This window comes from Streptomyces sp. NPDC049585, from assembly GCF_040675615.1.
In the GTDB taxonomy this organism is placed as follows: Bacteria; Actinomycetota; Actinomycetes; order Streptomycetales; family Streptomycetaceae; genus Streptomyces; species Streptomyces luteosporeus.
This window is the reverse complement of the sequence record NZ_JBFAPE010000006.1, coordinates 148,086-170,055: the sequence shown is the minus strand read 5'-3', so window position 1 is coordinate 170,055 and position 21,970 is coordinate 148,086. Positions and strand designations below refer to the sequence as shown.

Genomic DNA, 21,970 nt, shown 5'->3' with positions numbered 1-21,970 from the left:
TCGCGCAGTTCCCCGCGCCCCTTACGGGGCGCGTGGTGCCTCATCGCGTGACGCGACGCGTCACTCGACCTCGAGCCAGCCGTCGTACTCGTCGGCGAGTTCACGCAGGGCGGCGACGTCGAGGTCGCCGTCGGGGTCCTCGAGGACCACCAGCCACTGGGCGTCCTCGGCGTCGTCCTCGCCGGCGAGCGCCTCGCGCACGACCCGGGGGTCCTCGTCGAGGCCGAAGCGCCGGCCGGCCTCGTCCGCGGCCTCCTCGGCGGCGTCGCGGTCGGGCAGCACGAGCAGGTGCCGGACGGGTTCTGATGAAGTGGAGATATAGGAGGAAGCGCTGGTCACCCGCCCATTGTGCGGCATGGGATCACGGGCGTACGAGGGGGTCTGTCACTGGGGCATGGGATGCTGTTCCCGATGGCCAGGAAGACTGCACCCGACGACCTGCTCGCCCCCGTCACGCTCGCCGTGGGGCAGGAGGATCTCCTCCTCGACCGCGCCGTGCAGGAGGTGGTCGCGGCCGCCCGGGCGGCCGACGCCGACACCGACGTCCGGGATCTGACCCCCGATGCGCTCCAGCCGGGGACGCTGGCCGAGCTGACCAGTCCGTCGCTGTTCGCCGAGCGCAAGGTCGTGATCGTCCGCAACGCGCAGGACCTGTCGGCGGACACGATCAAGGACGTCAAGGGCTATCTGACCGCGCCCGCCGAGGAGATCACCCTCGTCCTGCTGCACGCCGGCGGGGCCAAGGGCAAGGGCCTGCTGGACGCGGCCCGCAAGGCGGGGGCGCGCGAGGTCGCCTGCCCCAAGATGACCAAGCCGGCCGACCGGCTGGCGTTCGTCCGCGGCGAGTTCCGCGCGGTGGGCCGCTCGGCGACGCCGGAGGCCTGCCAGGCGCTGGTGGATGCGATCGGCAGCGACCTGCGGGAGCTGGCGAGCGCCTGCTCCCAGCTCGTCGCGGACATCGAGGGCGCCATCGACGCGGCCGTGGTCGCCCGCTACTACACCGGCCGGGCGGAGGCGTCGAGCTTCACGGTCGCCGACCGGGCCGTGGAGGGCAGGGCGGCCGAGGCGCTGGAGGCGCTGCGCTGGGCCATGGCGACGGGCGTCGCCCCCGTGCTGATCACCAGTGCCCTGGCGCAGGGCGTCCGCTCCATCGGCAAGCTGGCCTCGGCTCCCCGCGGGGCCCGGCCGGCGGATCTGGCCCGGGAGCTGGGCATGCCCCCCTGGAAGATCGACCGCGTGCGCCAGCAGATGCGCGGCTGGTCCGCGGACGGCGTCGCCGCGGCGCTGCGCGCCGTCGCCGAGGCGGATGCCGGGGTGAAGGGCGGCGGCGACGACCCGGAGTACGCCCTGGAGCGTGCCGTGGTCGCCGTGGCCCGGGCCGCCCGCAGCGGTGGCCGCTGACCCGCAGCGTTCGCGCCGTACCGGCGACAGACCCTACTGACGGCCGTACGGGCGGCAGACCCTACTGACTGCCGTATCGGCGGCAGACCCTACTGACGGCCGTACGGGCGACAGACCCCACCGACGGCCGTACCGGCGACAGAGACCCCACCGACGGCCGTACCGGCAACAGGCCCTATCGGCGAGAGAAACGCCCGGAGGCCCGGTGCCGGCCCTGGGGAAAGGGCGGCACCGGGCCTCCGGGGTGGATCGATGAGCCTCAAGAGGCTCGTGCCGCACCCGCGTGGCGAACGGCCGCGTGCGGCGGGGGTGCCGGGTCCGGAGCGGTTGAGAGGGTCCGCTCGAGTCCGTAGCCGGCGATCAGATTGTGTCGTCCGGCCTTACTTGGCGGAGACGAGCTTGGCCAGCGCCGACTTCTTGTTGGCGGCGGCGTTCTTGTGGATGACGCCCTTGCTCGCGGCCTTGTCCAGCTTCTTGCTGGCCAGGCGGACGGCGGCAACAGCCTTCTCGGCGTCGCCGGCGACGACGGCCTCGCGGGCCGCGCGGACAGCGGTCTTGACCGAGGACTTGACGGCCTTGTTACGCAGGCGCGCCTTCTCGTTGGTCTTGTTCCGCTTCATCTGGGACTTGATGTTCGCCACGAAAGAGCCTTTTCAGGTTCGTTGGATTTCGATCATGTGCCGTGTGCGTGATGAGAGGGCACGACAAGACACAGTGAGCCAGGCTACCAGTACGCGCGTCGGCGTCCCAAACCGGACCGAGCCCGCCGGTCATGGGACCATGGAGGCGTCGTATATCCGACTCCCGCCGAGACTGGCGTTCACACGCCGAAGTCACCGAATGGATCCTGCGTGCCCGCGACCCCTACCAACGTGCCAGAGCCGAGCCGTACCGACCCGGCTCTGATCCGTAACTTCTGCATCATCGCGCACATCGACCATGGCAAGTCGACGCTCGCCGACCGGATGCTCCAGCTGACCGGTGTGGTCGACCAGCGGCAGATGCGTGCGCAGTACCTCGACCGGATGGACATCGAGCGCGAGCGCGGCATCACGATCAAGTCCCAGGCGGTCCGTCTGCCCTGGGCGCCCACCGAGGGCGAGGGTGCGGGTGCCACCCACATCCTGAACATGATCGACACCCCGGGCCACGTCGACTTCACCTACGAGGTCTCCCGCTCCCTGGCCGCGTGCGAGGGCTGCATCCTGCTGGTGGACGCCGCCCAGGGCATCGAGGCGCAGACTCTCGCCAACCTCTACCTGGCGATGGAGAACGACCTCACGATCATCCCGGTCCTCAACAAGATCGACCTGCCCGCCGCCCAGCCGGAGAAGTTCGCCGCGGAGCTGGCCAACCTCGTCGGCTGCGAGCCGGAGGACGTGCTGCGCGTGTCGGCCAAGACCGGCATGGGTGTCGAGGCGCTGCTCGACCGCGTCGTCGCGACCGTCCCGGCCCCGGTGGGCGTCAAGGACGCGCCCGCCCGCGCGATGATCTTCGACTCGGTCTACGACGCCTACCGCGGCGTGGTGACGTACGTGAAGGTCGTCGACGGCACGCTGAGCAAGCGCGAGCGCATCAAGATGATGTCGACCGGCGCCGCCCACGAGCTGCTGGAGATCGGCACCAACTCGCCGGAGATGGTCCCGGCCGACGGTCTGTCCGTCGGCGAGGTGGGCTACCTGATCACCGGCGTGAAGGACGTGCGCCAGTCCAAGGTCGGCGACACCATCACCCAGCTGCACGGTGGTGCCACCGAGGCGCTGGGCGGCTACAAGGACCCCAAGCCGATGGTGTTCTCCGGCCTGTACCCGCTGGACGGCTCGGACTACCCCGAGCTGCGCGACGCCCTCGACAAGCTCCAGCTCAACGATGCCGCACTGGTGTACGAGCCGGAGACCTCGGCCGCCCTGGGCTTCGGCTTCCGCGTGGGCTTCCTCGGCCTGCTGCACCTGGAGGTCATCCGCGAGCGCCTGGAGCGCGAGTTCGGCCTGGAGCTGATCGCCACCGCGCCCAACGTGGTCTACCGAGTGATCATGGAGGACGGCGCCGAGCACACGGTGACGAACCCCTCCGAGTTCCCCACCGGCAAGATCGCCGAGGTGTACGAGCCGGTGGTGCGGGCCACCGTCCTGGCCCCCAGCGAGTTCATCGGCTCGATCATGGAGCTGTGCCAGAACCGCCGCGGTGTGCTGCTCGGCATGGACTACCTCTCCGAGGACCGCGTCGAGATCCGCTACACCCTGCCGCTCGCCGAGGTCGTCTTCGACTTCTTCGACCAGCTGAAGTCCAAGACCCGCGGCTACGCCTCCCTGGACTACGAGCCCACCGGCGAGCAGACCAGCGAGCTGGTCAAGGTCGACATCCTGCTGCACGGCGACAAGGTCGACGCCTTCTCCGCCATCACGCACAAGGACAAGGCCTACGCGTACGGCGTGCGGCTGGTCGCCAAGCTCAAGGAGCTCATCCCGAGGCAGGCCTTCGAGGTGCCGGTCCAGGCGGCCATCGGCTCCCGCGTCATCGCCCGCGAGACCATCCGCGCCATCCGCAAGGACGTCCTCGCCAAGTGCTACGGCGGTGACATCTCCCGCAAGCGGAAGCTGCTGGAGAAGCAGAAGGAAGGCAAGAAGCGGATGAAGATGGTCGGCAGCGTCGAGGTGCCGCAGGACGCCTTCATCGCGGTGCTCTCCAGCGACGAGGGTGACAAGGGCAAGAAGTGACAGCGCGTGCCCCGGCCGGGTTCCCGGCCGGGGCACGGCGGCATCACCACGCCCGCGGCGCGGACTATCGCCGGGTCTGCGCAAAACCTCCGCCGACCGGCCCTTGATCAGCCGGTTCCGCACTCTTACGCGACGGGCTCTTCCGGCCTACCCTGATCACTGCTCGAAGGTTACTCGCGAGTCACCAGCAACGAGGCGGGCCCCGGAGGATGCCGTGACCGAGACGCAGGCTTTGATCGAGAACCGGCCGCCCTCCGTGGCGACCCTCTTCCTCGACCGGGTCGAGGCCACCCCCGACGCGGAGGCCTACCGCTACCCCGTACCCGCCGCCGGGGAGGGGCCCGACACCTGGGCCTCCCTGACCTGGCGCCAGGCCGCCGACCGCGTCTTCGCCGTCGCCGCCGGCCTCGTCGACCTCGGCATCCTCCCCGAGGAGCGCGTCGCCCTGGCCTGCGCCACCCGCGTCGAGTGGATCCTGGCCGACCTCGGCATCATGTGCGCCGGCGCCGCCACCACCCCCGTCTACCCCAGCACCGACGCCGACGAGACCGCCTTCATGCTCTCCGACGCCGAGTGCCGCATCCTGATCGCCGAGGACGCCGCCCAGCTCGCCAAGGCCCGACTGCGCCGCGCCGAGCTGCCCGGCCTCGCCCACGTCGTGGTGATCGACGCCGCCGACGCCACCCCCGCCGAGGGCGACCCCGGGGGCTGGGTCCTCTCCCTCGCCGACCTCGAGAAGCGCGGCACCGCCCTGCTCGAACGCCGCCCGCAGGCCGTCCGCGAGCGCATCGAGGCCCTGCGCCCCGAGCAGCTGGCCACCCTCATCTACACCTCCGGCACCACCGGCCGCCCCAAGGGCGTACGGCTGCGGCACGACGCCTGGTCGTACATGTCCCGGGCGATCGAGGCCACCGAGCTGGTGCAACCGCAGGACGTGCAGTACCTGTGGCTGCCGCTCGCCCACGTCTTCGGCAAGGTGCTCACCACCGGCCACATCGCCGTCGGGCACATCACCGCCGTCGACGGCCGCATCGACAAGATCGTGGAGAACCTGCCGGTCGTGCGGCCCACCTACATGGCCGCCGTCCCGCGCATCTTCGAGAAGGTCTACAACGGCGTCGCCGCCAAGGCCCGCGCCGGCGGCGGCGCCAAGTACAAGATCTTCCGCTGGGCCGCCGACGTCGCCCGCGAGTACGCCAAGGTCTCCCAGGACAACTACCGCCGCACCGGCAGCAAGGCCGTCCCCTTCGCCCTCGCCGCCAAGCACCGCGTCGCCGACGCCCTCGTCTACGCCAAGATCCGCGAGGCGTTCGGCGGCCGGCTGCGCGCCTGCGTCTCCGGCGCCTCCGCCCTCGCCCCCGACATCGGCTACTTCTTCGCCGGCGCCGGCATCCACATCCTGGAGGGCTACGGCCTGACCGAGACCAGCGCCGCCAACCTCGTCAACCCCGGCGAGGCCTACCGCACCGGCACCGTCGGCAAGCCCCTGCCGGGCACCGAGGTGCGCATCGCCGACGACGGCGAGATCCTGCTGCGCGGCCCCGGCGTCATGGAGGGCTACCACCGCCAGCCGGAGAAGACCGCGGAGGTGCTGGAGCCCGACGGCTGGTTCCACACCGGCGACATCGGCGAACTCTCCCCGGACGGCTACCTGCGCATCACCGACCGCAAGAAGGACCTCATCAAGACCTCCGGCGGCAAGTACGTCGCGCCCGCCGAGATCGAGGGCCGCTTCAAGGCCGTGTGCCCGTTCGTCTCCAGCATCCTCGTGCACGGCGCCGACCGGAACTACTGCACCGCCCTCATCGCCCTCGACGGCCCCGCCCTCCTCGACTGGGCCGAGGGCCACGGCCTGGCCGGCAAGCCGTACGCCGAGGTGGTCGCCGCCCCCGAGACGTACGCCATGGTCGAGGGCTACGTGCAGCGGCTCAACGAGGGCCTGCAGCGCTGGCAGACGATCAAGAAGTTCCGTCTGCTGCCGCGCGAACTGGACGTCGAGCACGGCGAACTCACCCCCAGCCTCAAGCTCAAGCGGCCGGTCGTCGAGCGCACGTACAAGGACCTGATCGAGGAGATGTACGCAGGGGCACGGGAGGCGTGAGAGGCCCGGACGGCGGCTCCTGCCCCGTCCTTCGCGCCCCATGCCCGCCGTACTCCCAAAGCGTCCACTTGCCCAACTCGGCGCACCTGGACACCGCCCGTCTGTCACCCTGGCGATGGTGAATCCCGCACTATGCCGTAAGCGGTCAGGAGCGTCACCCGTGAGGACATCGCCAACGTCCGGAAACGGCGCGCCGGTTGCCCGCGCACCCTCCCGCAGAGCGGGCGCGCAGGCCACCGGCGGCTGCACGGGCGAGTCGGCCACCGCCCGCACCAGCCTGCCCGGCGACGCCCGCGCGCCCTCCGCCGCCCGCCGCTTCGTGCGCACCGTGCTCGCCGGCTGGAACGCCCACGACGTCGTCACCTACGACGCCACGCTGCTGGTCAGCGAGCTCGTCACCAACGCCGTGGTGCACGCCGGCACCTCCGTCGACCTCGAATGCCGCCTCGACCCGGCCCGCGGCGGCAGCCTCGTCGTGGAGGTCACCGACCACCACCCCACCCGCGAGTTCCGCGCCCGCCGCCCCGCCCCCGGCGAGCGCGACGGCCCCGCCCACTGCGGCCGCGGCCTGCGTCTGGTCGCCGAGCTCGCCGAGACCTGGGGCACCGCCTACCGCCGCACCGACAAGACGGTGTGGTTCCACCTGCCCACCAGCCGCCCCGACCGCGCCGGCGAACCGCCCGCCCTCTCCGACCAGGCGCTCCTGCGCGACCTGCGCGTCGCCGAGAACCTCGGCCCCGGCTCCTGCCCCGAGCCCCCCGCCCGGCCGGCCGCCGACACCGGCCGCCACCGCGCCCTGTCCTTCCTCGCCGAGGCCTCCGAGCTGCTCGCCGGCCAGTTCGACGAGGACACCGTCGCCTCGCTGGCCGCCCAGCTCGCCGTCCCCCGGCTCGCCGACTGGTGCGCCGTGTGGCTCGACGCCGAGTCCACCCCCGGCACGATCCACCCCGCCCCGCGCCTGTCCTGCGTCTGGCACGCCGACGAACGCCGCACCGAGCCCCTGCGCGCCGCCCTCCTGCACGCCCCGCCCCTGCTGCCCGCCACCGGCCGGCCCGCCCCCTGGCCCTACCGCCAGGACCCGCCGGGCCCCGCACCCACCGGCGCCCCGCCCGGGCCCGCCCTCGCCTGCCGCCTCGTCGCCGGCGGCCGGGCCCTGGGCACCCTCCTGCTCGGCCGCCCCGCCGGCCCCGGCCTCGGCGACGACGTCACCGGCCTCACCGAGGACTTCGCCCGCCGCCTCGCCCAGGCCCTCGCCTCCGCCCGGCAGTACACCCGCCAGGCCACCATCAGCACCATCCTCCAGCGCGGCCTGCTGCCCCGCGGCGTCGCCCACATCCCCGGCATCGACAAGGCCGTCGTCTACGAACCCTGCGGCGATACCGCCGCCGGCGGCGACTTCTACGACGTCTTCGCCGCCGGCGACGACCGCTGGTGCTTCGCCCTCGGCGACGTCTGCGGCAGCGGCCCCGAAGCGGCCGTCACCACCGGCCTCGTCCGCCCCTGGCTGCGCCTGCTGGCCAAGGAGGGCTACGGCGTCGCCGACGTGCTCACCCGCCTCAACCGCATGCTCGCCGAGGAGGCCGCCGAGGACGCCCCCGGCCCCGCCCCCCGCTTCCTCTCCCTCCTCCACGGGCAGCTCGTGCCCCGCACCGACGGCGGCTCCGGCGTCCGCTGCACCCTCGCCAGCGCCGGCCACCCCCTCCCCCTGCTGCTGCGCCCCGACGGCTCCGTACGGGCCGTGGGCGCCCCGCAGATACTGCTCGGCGTCGTCGAGGAGGTCGCCTACAGCAGCCAGACCTTCGACATGGCCGCCGGCGACACCCTGCTGTGCGTCACCGACGGCGTCACCGAGCGCAAGGCCGGCAACCGCCTCTTCGACGACGCCGACGGCCTGGCCGCCACCCTCACCGCCTGCACCGGCCTGACCGCCGAAGGCGTCGCCCGGCGCATCCGCGACGCCGTCCACGCCTTCGCCCCCACCCCTCCCGACGACGACCTCGCCCTGCTGGTGCTCCGAGCCGAGTAACCCCCGGCATGACGGACAATGGACCCCATGCCTTCCGTACTGCCTGACGGCGAGCCCATGCCCGAGGACGGGGCACTGCCCCCCCACGCCCTCGCCGGCTCCGGGCAGCGGCCCCTCGGCTTCTACCTGCACGTCCCCTACTGCGCCACGCGCTGCGGGTACTGCGACTTCAACACCTACACCGCCAGTGAGCTGCGCGGCTCCGGCGGCGCGCTCGCCTCCCGCGACACCTACGCCGAGACCGTCGCCGACGAGATCCGCCTCGCCCGCAAGGTGCTCGGCGACGACCCGCGCCCGGTCGAGACGGTCTTCGTCGGCGGCGGCACCCCCACCCTGCTGCCCGCCGCCGACCTCGGCCGCATGCTCGCCGCACTCCGCGACGAATTCGGCCTCGCCGAGAACGCCGAGGTCACCACCGAGGCCAACCCCGAATCCGTCGACCCCCGCTACCTCGACGAACTGCGCGCCGCCGGCTTCAACCGCATCTCCTTCGGCATGCAGAGCGCCCGGCAGCACGTCCTGAAGATCCTCGACCGCACCCACACCCCCGGCCGCCCCGAGGCATGCGTCGCCGAGGCCCGGGAAGCCGGCTTCGACCACATCAACCTCGACCTGATCTACGGCACCCCCGGAGAGAGCGACGACGACTGGCGGGCCTCCCTCGACGCCGTCCTCGGCGCCGCCCCCGACCACGTCTCCGCCTACGCCCTCATCGTCGAGGAAGGCACCCAGCTCGCCCGGCGCATCCGCCGCGGCGAGGTGCCCATGACCGACGACGACGTGCACGCCGACCGCTACCTCATCGCCGACGAGACCCTCTCCGCCGCCGGCTACGCCTGGTACGAGGTCTCCAACTGGGCCACCACCGAAGCCGCCCGCTGCCGCCACAACGAGCTCTACTGGCGCGGCGCCGACTGGTGGGGCGCCGGCCCCGGAGCCCACTCCCACGTCGGCGGCGTGCGCTGGTGGAACGTCAAGCACCCCGGCGCCTACGCCCAGGCCCTGACCGAGGGCCGCTCACCGGGCGCCGGCCGCGAAATCCTCACCGACGAGGACCGCCGCGTCGAACGCGTCCTGCTGGAGCTGCGGCTGGAGGAGGGCTGCCCGCTGTCCCTCCTGCGCCCGGCCGGCACGGCGGCAGCCCGGCGCGCCCTGGCGGACGGCCTCCTGCGGGCCGACGCGTACGCGTCGGGTCGGGCGGCACTGACGCTGCGCGGGCGCCTGCTGGCGGACGCGGTGGTGCGGGACCTGGTGGACTGAGCGCCGTCTCCCGGGGGCGCTGGGGCGTGTCCGGCGGATCTTCGTCACGCGCCACCACGGCGCCCCGAAGGGGCGCGGGGCGGTGTCGATCTGCGGCTGCGCCGCGTGGGCGCGATCAGCCGGCGACGGCCCGCAGCCGACACGCCACCACGGGGGTCCGGGCAAATCTGCGGGCGCGTCGTGGCTTGTCGCGCAGTTCCCCGCGCCCCTACGGGGCACCGCACGATCCGCCGGACACGGCCTAGGGGCGCCGCCCCGCTGGGAGACGGGGAGTGGGTGGGGCTGGGGGCGAGCCCGCCGCAGGCGCCTACCCGCCCACCGTCACGAAGTCGATCAATTGCTCCACCTGCCCCAGCAGCGCCGGCTCCAGGTCCTTGTACGAGCGCACCGAGGCAAGGATCCGCTGCCACGCAGCACCCGTGTTCGCGGGCCATCCCAGCGCCTCGCACACCCCCGTCTTCCAGTCCTGCCCGCGCGGCACCCGCGGCCACCCCGCGATCCCCACCGACGCCGGCTTCACCGCCTCCCACACGTCGATGTACGGGTGCCCCACCACCAGCACGTGCTCGCCCGTCACGGACGCCGCGATCCGGGATTCCTTCGTGCCGGGCACCAGGTGGTCGACCAGCACGCCCAGTCGCGCGTCGGGGCCGGGGTCGAAGGACCGTACGACGTCGGGCAGGTCGTCGATGCCCTCCAGGTACTCCACGACCACGCCCTCGATGCGCAGGTCGTCGCCCCAGACCCGTTCGACGAGTTCCGCGTCGTGCCGGCCCTCGACGTAGATGCGCCCGGCGCGTGCGACGCGCGCCCGGGCGCCGGGGACGGCGAGGGAGCCGGACGCGGTGCGCAAGGGCGCGGCCGGGGCGGCGGCAGCGGGGCGTACGAGCGTGACGACGCGCCCCTCCAGCAGGAAGCCGCGCGGTTCCATGGGGAAGGCCCGGCACTTGCCGAAGCGGTCCTCCAGCGTGACCACGGGTCCCTGCGCGGTCTTCTCGCACCGCACCACCGCCCCGCAGAACCCGGTGGTGACCTCCTCGACCACCAGGTCGGGCTCGGCCGGTACCTCCGGTACGGGCACCTTCCGCTTCCATGGCGGGGTCAGGTCGGCCGGTCCGTACTCTCTGCTGCGCATGGCCGCAATTGTGGATCAAGATTGCGGATCACGGAGTGGAGAAGCGGTCCTGCAACTCGTCCCGTTGCCGCCGTACGAAGCCCGCGTCGACCACGGCACCGTGCCCCGGCACGTACACCGCGTCCTCGCCGCCCAGGGCCAGCAGCCGGTCCAGGGCCGCGGGCCAGGCCTGCGGGAGGGCGTCGGCGCCGGCCTGCGGTTCGCCGGACTCCTCGACGAGGTCGCCGCAGAAGACCACGTCGGGCGCTTCCGTGCCCCCGGGCACCAGCACCGCCAGGTCATGGGCGGTGTGCCCGGGCCCGATGTTGACCAGCAGCGCCCGGCGTCCGCCGCCGAGGTCGAGGGCCACCTGTCCGGAGACGCCGTGGCCGGGGAGGACGAGCAGTTCCACGGCCTCGGCCGCGAGGTCCGGCTGCATGCCGTGCAGCACGGCGTCGTGCCGCAGTTCCTTGCGTTCGCGGCCGAGGAGTTCGGCGGCGCCCACGGCCGCGTACACCTGGACGCCGGAGAAGGCCGCCGTGCCCAGGACGTGGTCGAAGTGCGGGTGGGTCAGTGCGATGTGCGTCACGGGCAGGCCGAAGATCTCCTGCAGTTCGTGCCGGATCTCCACCCCCTCGTGCAGCGAGGAACCGGTGTCCACGACGAGCACCCCGTCGCTGCCGGCGACCGCGCCGGCGGTCGCGTCCCAGCCCGGCAGTCTGCGGCGTACGACACCCGGCGCGAGGTGCTCCCAGCGCGCTCCGGCCCCGTCCCCCACCGCGCCCGCGTTCGCGTGAGTTTCCATACGGCGACGCTAGCGGCTGACCGATAGCGTTGCCCGTCCGGAGGCAAGGGGCGCGGACGGCCCTTGCCCCGGTCGTGGGGCCCGGCCGTACACTTGCCTACGGGATCTGGCACTCGTGACCATTGAGTGCCAAGGGCGGAAGGGCCCGGCGGATCCCCGTACGACGGTAGGACCACTGATCCTGGAGGTGCGCGCGATGCTGAGCGAACGCAGGCTCGAGGTGTTGCGCGCCATCGTCCAGGACTATGTGGGCACCGAGGAGCCGGTCGGCTCCAAGGCACTGACCGAGCGGCACAAGCTGGGGGTCTCCCCGGCCACCGTGCGCAACGACATGGCCGCGCTGGAGGACGAGGGCTTCATCGCCCAGCCGCACACGAGCGCCGGCCGCATCCCCACCGACAAGGGCTACCGCCTCTTCGTCGACAAGCTGGCCGAGGTCAAGCCCCTGTCGACGCCCGAGCGGCGGGCCATCCAGAGTTTCCTGGACGGCGCGGTCGACCTCGACGACGTGGTCTCGCGCACGGTGCGGCTGCTGGCGCAGCTGACGCGGCAGGTCGCCGTGGTGCAGTACCCCTCGCTGAGCCGTTCGACCGTGCGGCACGTGGAGCTGCTGGCGCTGGCCCCGGCCCGCATCATGCTGGTGCTGATCACCAACACCGGCCGGGTCGAGCAGCGCATGATCGACTGCCCTGCGCCCGTCGGTGAGACCGCGCTGGCGGACCTGCGGGCCCGGCTCAACAGCCGGGTCGTGGGGCGGCGCTTCAAGGACGTGCCGCCGCTCGTGCAGGACCTGCCCGAGTCCTTCGACCAGGAGGACCGAGGAACCGTTTCGACGGTTCTCGCGACTCTGCTGGAGACACTGGTCGAGGAGACCGAGGAACGGCTGATGATCGGCGGTACCGCCAATCTCACTCGTTTCGGTCATGATTTTCCGCTGACGATCCGGCCCGTGCTGGAGGCGTTGGAGGAGCAGGTCGTACTGCTCAAGCTGCTCGGTGAGACCAAGGACACGGAGATGACCGTGCGCATCGGTCATGAGAACGCCCATGAAGGGCTGAACTCCACATCGGTGGTCGCCGTCGGCTACGGTTCGGGCGACGAGGCCGTCGCCAAACTCGGCGTGGTCGGACCGACCCGCATGGACTACCCCGGAACGATGGGAGCGGTACGCGCAGTGGCACGTTACGTCGGACAGATCCTGGCGGAGTCGTAAGTGGCCACGGACTACTACGCGGTCCTGGGCGTACGGCGTGACGCCTCGCAGGACGAGATCAAGAAGGCCTTCCGCCGCCTCGCGCGCGAGCTGCACCCGGACGTCAATCCGGATCCCAAGACGCAGGAGCGGTTCAAGGAGATCAACGCCGCCTACGAGGTGCTCTCCGACCCGCAGAAGAAGCAGGTCTACGACCTCGGCGGCGACCCGCTGTCCTCCTCGGGCGGCGCGGGCGCCGGCGCCGGCTTCGGCGCGGGCTTCGGCAACTTCTCCGACATCATGGACGCCTTCTTCGGCCAGGCGTCGCAGCGCGGACCGCGCTCGCGCACCCGCCGCGGCCAGGACGCCATGATCCGCCTGGAGGTCAGCCTCACCGAGGCCGCCTTCGGCACCACCAAGGAGATCCAGGTCGACACCGCCGTCGTCTGCACCACCTGCAGCGGCGAGGGCGCGGCCCCCGGCACCTCCGCCCAGACCTGTGACATGTGCCGCGGCCGCGGCGAGGTCTCGCAGGTCACCCGGTCCTTCCTGGGCCAGGTCATGACCTCCCGCCCCTGCCCGCAGTGCCAGGGCTTCGGCACGGTCGTGCCCACCCCGTGCCCGGAGTGCGCCGGCGACGGCCGCGTCCGCTCGCGCCGCACGCTGACGGTGAAGATCCCGGCCGGTGTCGACAACGGCACCCGCATCCAGCTCGCCGGCGAGGGCGAGGTCGGCCCCGGCGGCGGCCCGGCCGGCGATCTGTACGTGGAGATCCACGAGACCCGCCACCCGGTCTTCCAGCGCCGCGGCGACGACCTGCACTGCACGGTCACCATCCCCATGACGGCGGCCGCACTCGGCACGAAGGTGCCGCTGGAGACCCTCGACGGCGTCGAGGAGATCGACATCCGCCCGGGCACCCAGTCCGGCCAGTCGATCCCGCTGCACGGCCGCGGCGTCACCCACCTGCGCGGCGGCGGCCGGGGCGACCTGATCGTCCACGTCGAGGTCACGACCCCGAGCAAGCTGGACCCGCAGCAGGAGGAGCTGCTGCGCCAGCTGGCCAAGATCCGCGGCGAGGAGCGCCCGACGGGCGAGTTCAAGCCGGGGCAGCAGGGGCTGTTCTCGCGGCTGAAGGATGCGTTCAACGGGCGGTAGGCGCACGGCCGGGGGTCCGGGGGTCGTCCCCCGGGCAGGCACAGCAAGCCGGGGCAGCAGGGGCTGTTCTCGCGGCTGAAGGATGCGTTCAACGGGCGGTAGCCCGTAGCTGATGTGCTGGAGGGGCCGCCCGTTGGGGCGGCCCCTCCAGCACATGGACCCCTGGCGCTCCGGGGGCCTGGGACCCCGCCCGCCTTGTGACACGATGAGGTCATGCCCCCCTCGACCGGAGTGACCGCACTGTTCGCGCAGCTCGAGCATCCGATCGTGCAGGCCCCCATGGCGGGCGGAGCCTCCACCCCCGCCCTCGCCGCGGCCGTCTGCGACGCCGGTGGCCTCGGCTTCCTCGCCGCCGGCTACAAGACCCCGGGCGCCCTCCGCGAGGAGATCCGGCAGCTGCGCGCCCTGACCTCCCGCCCCTTCGGCGTGAACCTCTTCCTGCCGCAGCCGCCCGCCGCCGATCCCGGGGCCGTCGCCGCGTACGCGCGCCGCATCGCGCCCGAGGCCGCCGCGTACGGCGTCGCGCTCGGCGACCCGGACGGGGCGACCGACGACGGCTACGACGCCAAGCTCGCCGCCCTCCTCGACGACCCCGTCGCCGTCGTCTCGTTCACTTTCGGGTGCCCCTCCCGTACGGCGGTGGACGCGCTCGCCGCGGTCGGTACGGCCACCGTCGTCACCGTCACCTCCGCCGCCGAGGCGCGCGCCGCACACCGCGTTGGCGCGGACGCGGTGTGCGTCCAGGGCGTCGAGGCCGGTGGCCACCAGGGCACCCACCACGACGACGTGCACGCGGACCGCCCAGGTGCCGGCACCGGGCTGCTCGCCCTGCTCGCCGAGGTCCGCGAGAGCGTGCCGCTGCCCGTCCTGGCCGCCGGCGGCCTGATGCGCGGCGGCCAGATCGCCGCCGTCCTTGCCGCGGGGGCGTGCGCCGCGCAGCTCGGTACGGCGTTCCTGCCGTGCCCGGAGTCGGGGGCGCACCCCGTGCACAAGAGCGCGCTGACGGACCCGGCCTTCCCCGGCACCGAGTTGACCCGCGCCTTCTCGGGTCGTCCCGCCCGGGGCCTGGTGAACCGTTTCCTTCGGGAGCACGGCCCGGCCGCCCCCGCCGCGTACCCCCAGGTCCACCACCTGACCTCCCCCCTGCGCAGGGCGGCGGCCGCCGCCGGCGACGCCGGGGCCCTGAACCTGTGGGCCGGCCAGGGCCACCGCCTGGCGCGCACCCTGCCGGCGGCGGAGCTGGTCGCCGTGCTGGCCGCGGAACTGAGAGCAACACGAGAGAGCGAGTAGGTCATGACAGCGCCGGTCTTCCTGGTCGAGGAGGACGCCCTCACGGGCGTCTTCCCCGGCACCGTCTTCCCGCTGGACGGCCCCGAGGGCCGCCACGCGGTCTCGGTGCGCCGGCTTCGCGTGGGCGAGGAGATTGTCCTGACGGATGGTCAGGGCAACGGTGTCCACGGCACCGTGGCCGCCGTCGAGGGCAAGGACCACCTCGACGTCGCCGTCACCTCCGTACGCTCCGAACCGGAGCCGCAGCCGCGCATCACGGTCGTCCAGGCCCTCCCCAAGGGCGACCGGGGCGAACTCGCCGTCGAGACCATGACCGAGACCGGCGTCGACGCGGTCGTCCCCTGGGCGGCCTCCCGCTGCGTCACCCAGTGGAAGGGCGAGCGCGGCCAGAAGTCGCTCGGCAAGTGGCGGGCCACCGCCCGTGAGGCCGGCAAGCAGTCCCGCCGCCTGCGCTTCCCCGACGTCGCCGACCTCATGACGACCCGCCAGGTGGCCGAGCTGCTGGCCGGGGCCGCGTTCGCCGCCGTCCTGCACGAGGAGGGCAGTACCCCGCTGGCCACCGCCGACCTGCCGCAGACCGGCGACATCGTCCTCGTCGTCGGCCCCGAGGGCGGCGTCTCGCCCGAGGAGCTCGACGCCTTCGCCGCCGCGGGCGCCCACCCGTACCGCCTCGGCCCGAGCGTCCTGCGCACCTCCACGGCCGGCACCGCGGCGGCGGCCCTGCTGCTGGGGCGTACGGGACGCTGGGGCTGAGCGCGGGTACTGCCATGGGAAGTTCTTCCCATGGCAGTGCTCACCGGTCCGTGACATCGTCTTTTCCGGCAAGGGCTCGTGCCGGCACCGACCACGGGGGAAACGGGGGACTCGGTGCCGGCACGGCCCGGGTCGCCTTCCGGCCCCGTCGCCTTCTGCGGCCCCGGTTGCCTTCCGGCCCCGGTCGGCCTCCCGCCCCGGTCGGCCTCCCGCCCCGGTCGGTCTCCCGCCCTCGGTCCCCTTCGGGCCGGCTTGAGGCGACCTCCCGGCCCCCGTAGCATGCAGCGGGCGGGGGCCGAGGGAGAAGACACCGGCCATGCCACGACTGCGCGCCCGCGACTACGAGCACATGCTCGACCTCGTCGCCGCCGTACTGGACCACCCCGAGCCCGACCGGCTGGGCCACCTGATCGCCGATCGCCTGCGGGAATCCCTCGACTGCGGCACGGTGACGTTCTCCGGCATCGACCCCACCACCGGCGCCGCCCGCGCCGAGGGCTGGGCCCCGGAGGCCATGGGCCGCCATGTCGAGGACATGGTCCAGCGCCGGATCCTGCAGCAGTACCCCCTGATCCCGTACCTCGCGGCCGGTGAGAGCCGCCCGGTGGTCGTCGGCGACCTGTGCGACGGCTGGCGTCACTCCCCGTGGTACTCCGAGGCTCGCCGCGACTACGGCACCACCCAGCAGCTGGGCATCCCCATGGCCACCGAGACCGCCCCCGTGCGCGCGATCGTCGTCGCCCGCGACGGCGACTTCACCGACCACGACCTCGCATTCGTCACCCGCGTCCACCCCCTCCTCGTCACGGCGGACCGCCACACCAGGGAACTCCGTCGCCTACGTGCCAGAGCCTGCGCCACCACCCCGTCCACCACCGCCGACCACGGCCTGACCCCCCGCGAACTGACCGTCCTGGGCCTGCTGGCCGAGGGCCTCACGGCCACCGCCATCGCCCGCCGCCTCGCCCTGTCCCCCCACACGGTCAACCGCCACCTCGAGAGGATCTACCGCAAGCTCGGCACCAACAACCGCCTTGCGACGGTCCTCCTGGCCAAGGAGGCGGGCCTGGTCACCTGACGGGCCGTGATCAGTGTTGTCCGAGCCGGTCTCTAAGCTGAGTGGTTCTTGACCACTGTTGGGGAGCCGGGCGCGCTCGGCGGGGAGGCACGGCCGTGAGTGACGCCGGCAACGGCAAGGTCCTGGACATCAAGACCGCCGACATCAAGGCCGCAGCGCCCGTCTTCCACGAACAGGGCAAAAAGCTCAGCGAGGCGCTCACCAAACTGATCGGCACGCTCGACGGCCTCGGCGAGCCCTGGGGCAAGGACGACGCGGTCCAGCAGTTCGCCACCGAGTACCCCCGCCGGCAGAAGGACATCGAGAAGGCGACCGGCACCCTGGTGCTGGGCCTGGTCAGCATCCACGAGGCACTGGTCGACATGGCCGACGGACACGTCGACAACGACGCGCTCGTCGCCGGGATGTTCACCAAGGCGAAGCCGGGCGACGCCGGGACGAAGGGCGGCCGGTGAGCGCCGCCGAGGAGGCCAGGGCGGTCCTGGAGAAGCTCGGCCTCCACTGGCCCGACGGGGACCCGGGGAAGCTGCGCAAGGCAGCGGCCGCCTGGAAGGAGTTCGCGGAGGCCGTCGAGGGCGTCCGCGGAGCGACCAACAACACCGCCCAGGCACTCATCCGCAACAACCAGGGCGAGGGCATCGAGGCGTTCCGCGTCTTCTGGGGCCGCTACACGGGCGGGGGCGGGGGCGCCGGCTCGGGCGGCAAGGGCTGGCTCGACGACATCGCCGCCTCCGCACACGGCATGGCCGATGCCCTGGAAGCGCTCGCCCACGCCATCGAGGATGCCGTCAACAAGCTGTGGCAAAAGATAGGCATCGAGGCCGGTGTCATCCTTGCGGGCGTCGGCCTGGGCTTCCTGACGTTCGGGCTCAGCACCGCCGCCTCGGCGGCGGCCGCCACGGCGGTCATCGAACTGGGCGCGACAGTGGGCATCGCCATCTCCGCCACCGTCGCCGAGGTCGTCGCCACCACGCTCGTCGTGGCCGCCTTCAGCGGGGTGGAGGCCGTCACCGTCGACCTGGCGGTCGCCCAGCCCGCGAAGATCGCAGCCGGTCTGCAGCACGGCTTCAGCCTGGACGAGATCAACGCCGCGGCGACGGACGGCATGATCTACGGCGGCGCCTTCGGGGGCGCGTTCAACGGGGTCAGCGCCCTGGGCCGCAGCGCCGAGCTGGCCGGCGGATACCGCAACCTCCTCAAGGGCGTGCGCCCCGGCCTGGTCGAACTGCCCCCGGCCGCCCGCCCCACCGCCGAGATCCCCTGCGCCAAGGACCCGATCGACGTCGCCACCGGCACGATGCTGCTGCCGCAGACGGACCTGCGGCTGCCGGGCGCCCTGCCCCTGACCGTCGAGCGCACCCACCTGTCGTCCTACCGCTCCGGCGGTTGGTTCGGAGCGACATGGGCCTCGACGTTCGACGAGCGTGTCCAACTGGACGCCGAGGGCGTCGTCTACGCCGCCGCGGACGGCATGCGCCTGGTCTACCCGGTGCCCACGCCGGGGGAGCCGGTCCTGCCCGTGAAGGGCCCGCGGTGGCCGCTGCAGTGGGACGGCCGCCCGGACGGGACACTGACCGTCACCGACCCCTACGAGGGAGTCGTCCGCACCTTCGGAGCACCCGCCCCCACCGACACGCCCGGTGCCGTCCAGCTCCCGCTCGAAAGCCTCTGCGACCGCAACGGCACGCGCATCGACATCGAGCGCACCGAACTCGGCACCCCCACCGCGCTCCGGCACTCCGGCGGGGCCTACGTGGCCGTCGACACCGAAGGGCCGCGCATCACGGCACTGCGCCTGCTGGACGAGGCGCCGTCGCCGTACGAGCACCCGCACGCCCCCGGGCGCGGCACGGTGCTGATGCGCTACGGCTACGACGCGTCGGGCAACCTGACCGAGGTCACCAACTCCAGCGGCGCACCGCTGCGCTTCACCTACGACACCGAAGGCCGAATAACCTCCTGGACCGACCGCAACGGCACGTCGTACGGCTACACCTACGACACCCGCGGACGCGTCATACGCACCGAGGGAAGTGACGGGTTCCTCTCCGGCTCCTTCGTCTACGACGAGGACACGCGCACCACGACCGAGACCGACTCCCTCGGTCACCTGCGCATCTACCGCCACAACAGTGACGGGCAGGTCGTCGAGGAGACCGACCAGCTCGGCAACACCACCCGCACCGCCTGGGACCCCCGGGGCGACCGCCGCCTCGCCGTGACCGACCCGCTGGGCCGCACGACCCGCTACGCCTACGACGACGCCGGCAACCTCAGCCGCGTCACGCTGCCCGACGGCACGGCGGCCCACGCCACGTACGACGCCGACCTGTGCCGTCCGCTGCAGGTCACCGAGCCGGGTGGCGCAACGTGGCGGCACGCCTACGACGAGCGCGGCAACCTTCTGGCCACGACCGATCCGCTCGGCGCGGTCAGACGCTACGCGTACGACGACGCCGGCCACCTGACCGCGGTCACCGACGCCCTCGGGCACACGACCACACTCCGGTGCGACGCGGCGGGCCTGCCGCTCGTCGTCACCGACCCCCTCGGCCACGCCACCACCGTCCGCCGGGACGCCTTCGGACGGGTGGTCGAGGCGGTCGACCCGCTCGGCCGCGTCACCCGCATGTCCTGGACGACCGAGGGCAGGCCCAGCCGGCGCGACCTCCCGGACGGCACCTGCGAGACGTGGACGTGGGACGGCGAAGGCAACCTCCTCACCCACACCGACCCCGCCGGCAACACCACCACCCATACCAGCACCCACTTCGACCTGCCCGCCTCACGGACGGAGCCGGACGGGACGACGTACACCTTCGCCCACGACACGGAACTGCGGCTCGTCACAGTGACCAACCCGCAGGGCCTGACGTGGTCCTACGACTACGACGACGCCGGCCGCCTGGCGGCGGAGACCGACTTCAACGGACGCCGCATCACGTACGTCCACGACGCGGCCGGGCAGCTGCTGGCGCGCACGAACGGTGCGGGCGAAACGCTGCGCTTCGAGCGGGACGCACTGGGCCGGGTGACCGAGCAGCGCTCCGACACCGGCGGAACCACGACGTACACCTACGACGCGGCAGGCCGACTCGCCCGCACGGTCGGCGCCGACGCCGACGTCGTCCACGAACGGGACGCCCTCGGCCGGCTGCTGTCGGAAAGCGTCAACGGCCGGGTGACCCGGTGGTCCTACGACGCCGAAGGACGCTGCACGCAGCGCACGACCGCCTCCGGGCTGACCTCGCAATGGACGTACGACCCCGCCGGGCGGCCGACGACCCTGCGCAACGACGCCGGTGGCCTGACCTTCACGTACGACGCGGCCGGGCGCGAGACCGCACGCGGTCTGGGCGGCGACGACACCCTGCTCACCCAGTCCTGGGACGCCGCGGACCGCATCACCGGACAGACCGTGACCGCCGGGGCGCCCGGCGCCCGGCACCTCCTCCAGCACCGGACCTACGCCTACCGGGCGGACGGCCACATCAAGGAGATCCGGGAGCTCACCTCCGGCACCCGCCGCTTCGACCTCACGGCCACGGGCCGCATCACCGGCGTACGGGCCCACGGCTGGACGGAAACCTACGCCTACGACACCGCCGGCAACCTCACCCACGTCACCGCCCCCGCCCACGAGGCCCCCGGCCGCCACGAGGTGGACGGCACCCTCCTGCGCCGCGCCGGCCGCACCACCTACGAGCACGACGCCCAGGGCCGCCTCACCCGCAAGACCCGCAAACTGCTCAACGGGCAGACACGGGTGTGGACGTACACCTGGGACGCCGAGGACCACCTGACACAAGCCGTCACCCCGGACGGCGAACACTGGTCGTACACCTACGACCCCCTGGGCCGCCGCACCTCCAAGCGCCGGCACTCCGACGGCACCGAAACGCTCTTCACGTGGGACGGCACGCGCCTGGCGGAACAAACGGCACCCGACGGTGCCGTCACCACGTGGGACCACACCCCGGGCACCCACCGCCCGGTGGCCCAGACCCACCACCGCCCCCGGGCGGAGGGCGAGTCCCTGATCACGGACTACGCCGAGACTGCGGCCCGCTTCCACGCGGTGATCACGGACCCGGTCGGCACCCCCACGGAGCTCGTCACCCCGGACGGCACCCTGGCCTGGCAACACCGCACCACCCTCTGGGGCACCCCCCTCCCCACCCCACCCCCCTCCGGCGGTGCGGACTGCCCCCTCCGCTTCCCGGGCCAGTACGCGGACGCGGAAACGGGCCTGCACTACAACTACTTCCGCTACTACGACCCGGAGACGGCGCGGTATGTGTCGCCGGACCCGCTGGGGCTGGAACCGGCGCCGAATCACCATGCTTATGTGATCAACCCTTGCCACTGGGCAGATCCTCTTGGGCTCCAGAGTTGTAGCCCAGAAGCGCTGGCAAAGACTTACGAGCTTGATAACACGCCTCGAAAACTTGAGCATGTGATCGATCCGCCCAAGCACGGATTTGAGGAACTGGTGAAATCTGAGGGAGGGCGAGAGCAGGCGTTTCGCAGAATTGTGTACAGTTTGGCCGAAAGAGATGACCTTCCCGAGTCGGGAGGCTTCGTCGTGGAGCGTGCCATCAATGGTGAGACCGTGACCATTCGCGGCGCCGTAAGAGACGGAGTGCCTCGGGTCGGTACTGCATTCATCGCCAGTAAATTCCCCAAGGGTGGTAAGTAATGGCCTTCATGAAGGGCGCCCGAGCGCTGTCGGGATCAGAGCGTGCGATCCTCGAGCGGATCCTCACCGGCTCCTTCCGGGGAGGTGCGAGGCTACTCCGCCAGTTGGATGACGTGAAAGTCGCGGGGACTTGGGGCGTGGAATCGCCCAGCGTAGACCTCAAGGTGGCGGGAGATGCCCCTCCGGTGGATGCCCCTGATGGGGTGTTGCCTGTAGTAGGGGAGGTGTTCGACGAAAGCGGTGACTTGGTCGGGGAGCTTCTTGTGTGGGTGAGCGAAGGGTACCTGTCGGCCCTTGAGTATTCGTGGTTTACGGATGAGCCGCCGGTGGCATTGCCCGACGTTGCACGCGTTTCGGTTCGGTGGGATGGGTAATG

General features: G+C 72.4%; 17 protein-coding genes. 13 read left to right on the top strand and 4 right to left on the bottom strand.

The annotated features are described in order from the left end of the window. Positions 1–60: 60 nt before the first annotated feature. Positions 61–339, bottom strand: a complete 279-nt coding sequence (locus AB0K17_RS09925) for a hypothetical protein (RefSeq protein ID WP_365970114.1) — start codon at positions 337–339, stop codon at positions 61–63. A 72-nt stretch (positions 340–411) separates the two neighbouring features. Between AB0K17_RS09925 and holA the strand changes: the two genes are divergently transcribed. After that, a complete protein-coding gene (gene holA, locus AB0K17_RS09920; protein WP_365970115.1) occupies positions 412–1,401 on the top strand; it encodes a DNA polymerase III subunit delta in 990 nt (329 codons plus the stop codon). Between the two features lie 380 nt (positions 1,402–1,781). Here the strand turns inward: holA and rpsT are convergent, their stop codons facing one another. Continuing rightward, entirely contained in the window at positions 1,782–2,042 is a 261-nt protein-coding gene (gene rpsT, locus AB0K17_RS09915) for a 30S ribosomal protein S20 (RefSeq protein ID WP_365970117.1), read from the bottom strand. A gap of 210 nt (positions 2,043–2,252) precedes the next feature. Here rpsT and lepA point away from each other — a divergent pair, with 210 nt between their 5' ends. The 4 genes from lepA (at position 2,253) to hemW (ending at position 9,505) form a co-directional block, all read left to right on the top strand. Further along, positions 2,253–4,118 (top strand): translation elongation factor 4, encoded by a 1,866-nt coding sequence (gene lepA, locus AB0K17_RS09910; RefSeq protein ID WP_365970118.1) that lies wholly within the window; start codon positions 2,253–2,255, stop codon positions 4,116–4,118. Between the two features lie 214 nt (positions 4,119–4,332). Next, positions 4,333–6,219 carry an AMP-dependent synthetase/ligase gene (locus tag AB0K17_RS09905; protein ID WP_365982704.1) on the top strand — a complete coding sequence of 629 codons (1,887 nt, stop codon included), beginning with the start codon at positions 4,333–4,335 and terminating at the stop codon, positions 6,217–6,219. 160 nt (positions 6,220–6,379) lie between these two features. Then, on the top strand, positions 6,380–8,245 hold the full coding sequence (locus AB0K17_RS09900) for an ATP-binding SpoIIE family protein phosphatase (protein WP_365982703.1): 1,866 nt from the start codon (positions 6,380–6,382) through the stop codon (positions 8,243–8,245). An 18-nt stretch (positions 8,246–8,263) separates the two neighbouring features. Further along, complete coding sequence (hemW, locus tag AB0K17_RS09895) at positions 8,264–9,505, top strand: radical SAM family heme chaperone HemW (protein WP_365982702.1); 1,242 nt, start codon at positions 8,264–8,266, stop codon at positions 9,503–9,505. Between the two features lie 307 nt (positions 9,506–9,812). Here hemW and AB0K17_RS09890 read toward each other — a convergent pair whose 3' ends face one another. After that, complete coding sequence (locus AB0K17_RS09890) at positions 9,813–10,640, bottom strand: DUF3097 domain-containing protein (protein ID WP_365969897.1); 828 nt, start codon at positions 10,638–10,640, stop codon at positions 9,813–9,815. A 28-nt stretch (positions 10,641–10,668) separates the two neighbouring features. Continuing rightward, positions 10,669–11,424, bottom strand: coding sequence for an MBL fold metallo-hydrolase (locus AB0K17_RS09885; RefSeq protein ID WP_365982701.1), 756 nt, complete (start codon positions 11,422–11,424; stop codon positions 10,669–10,671). A 196-nt stretch (positions 11,425–11,620) separates the two neighbouring features. Between AB0K17_RS09885 and hrcA the strand changes: the two genes are divergently transcribed. The 8 genes from hrcA to AB0K17_RS09845 all read left to right on the top strand — a co-directional run bounded on the left by hrcA (position 11,621) and on the right by AB0K17_RS09845 (position 21,968). Further along, positions 11,621–12,637 (top strand): heat-inducible transcriptional repressor HrcA, encoded by a 1,017-nt coding sequence (hrcA, locus tag AB0K17_RS09880; RefSeq protein ID WP_365969899.1) that lies wholly within the window; start codon positions 11,621–11,623, stop codon positions 12,635–12,637. Next, complete coding sequence (gene dnaJ, locus AB0K17_RS09875; RefSeq protein WP_365982700.1) at positions 12,638–13,774, top strand: molecular chaperone DnaJ; 1,137 nt, start codon at positions 12,638–12,640, stop codon at positions 13,772–13,774. 213 nt (positions 13,775–13,987) lie between these two features. Beyond that, on the top strand, positions 13,988–15,064 hold the full coding sequence (locus AB0K17_RS09870) for a nitronate monooxygenase (protein WP_365969901.1): 1,077 nt from the start codon (positions 13,988–13,990) through the stop codon (positions 15,062–15,064). A gap of 3 nt (positions 15,065–15,067) precedes the next feature. After that, a complete protein-coding gene (locus AB0K17_RS09865) occupies positions 15,068–15,817 on the top strand; it encodes a 16S rRNA (uracil(1498)-N(3))-methyltransferase (protein WP_365969902.1) in 750 nt (249 codons plus the stop codon). 316 nt (positions 15,818–16,133) lie between these two features. Next, positions 16,134–16,895 (top strand): helix-turn-helix transcriptional regulator, encoded by a 762-nt coding sequence (locus AB0K17_RS09860; protein ID WP_365982699.1) that lies wholly within the window; start codon positions 16,134–16,136, stop codon positions 16,893–16,895. A gap of 95 nt (positions 16,896–16,990) precedes the next feature. Further along, positions 16,991–17,350, top strand: a complete 360-nt coding sequence (locus AB0K17_RS09855) for a hypothetical protein (protein WP_365982698.1) — start codon at positions 16,991–16,993, stop codon at positions 17,348–17,350. Beyond that, positions 17,347–21,594: a DUF6531 domain-containing protein gene (locus AB0K17_RS09850; RefSeq protein WP_365982697.1), complete on the top strand. Its 4,248-nt coding sequence runs from the start codon at positions 17,347–17,349 to the stop codon at positions 21,592–21,594. Before AB0K17_RS09855 ends, AB0K17_RS09850 begins: the two co-directional genes overlap by 4 nt. Further along, positions 21,594–21,968 carry a hypothetical protein gene (locus tag AB0K17_RS09845; RefSeq protein WP_365982696.1) on the top strand — a complete coding sequence of 125 codons (375 nt, stop codon included), beginning with the start codon at positions 21,594–21,596 and terminating at the stop codon, positions 21,966–21,968. Before AB0K17_RS09850 ends, AB0K17_RS09845 begins: the two co-directional genes overlap by 1 nt. Positions 21,969–21,970: the final 2 nt, after the last annotated feature.

Excerpts from the sequence above, each read along its gene's own strand:
- holA (WP_365970115.1), top strand. The coding sequence starts at position 412 with ATGGCCAGGAAGACTGCACCCGACGACCTGCTCGCCCCCGTCACGCTC.
- hemW (WP_365982702.1), top strand. The coding sequence starts at position 8,264 with ATGGACCCCATGCCTTCCGTACTGCCTGACGGCGAGCCCATGCCCGAG.
- AB0K17_RS09890 (WP_365969897.1), bottom strand. The coding sequence starts at position 10,640 with ATGCGCAGCAGAGAGTACGGACCGGCCGACCTGACCCCGCCATGGAAG.
- AB0K17_RS09885 (WP_365982701.1), bottom strand. The coding sequence starts at position 11,424 with ATGGAAACTCACGCGAACGCGGGCGCGGTGGGGGACGGGGCCGGAGCG.
- hrcA (WP_365969899.1), top strand. The coding sequence starts at position 11,621 with ATGCTGAGCGAACGCAGGCTCGAGGTGTTGCGCGCCATCGTCCAGGAC.
- AB0K17_RS09870 (WP_365969901.1), top strand. The coding sequence starts at position 13,988 with ATGCCCCCCTCGACCGGAGTGACCGCACTGTTCGCGCAGCTCGAGCAT.
- AB0K17_RS09865 (WP_365969902.1), top strand. The coding sequence starts at position 15,068 with ATGACAGCGCCGGTCTTCCTGGTCGAGGAGGACGCCCTCACGGGCGTC.
- AB0K17_RS09860 (WP_365982699.1), top strand. The coding sequence starts at position 16,134 with ATGCCACGACTGCGCGCCCGCGACTACGAGCACATGCTCGACCTCGTC.
- AB0K17_RS09845 (WP_365982696.1), top strand. The coding sequence starts at position 21,594 with ATGGCCTTCATGAAGGGCGCCCGAGCGCTGTCGGGATCAGAGCGTGCG.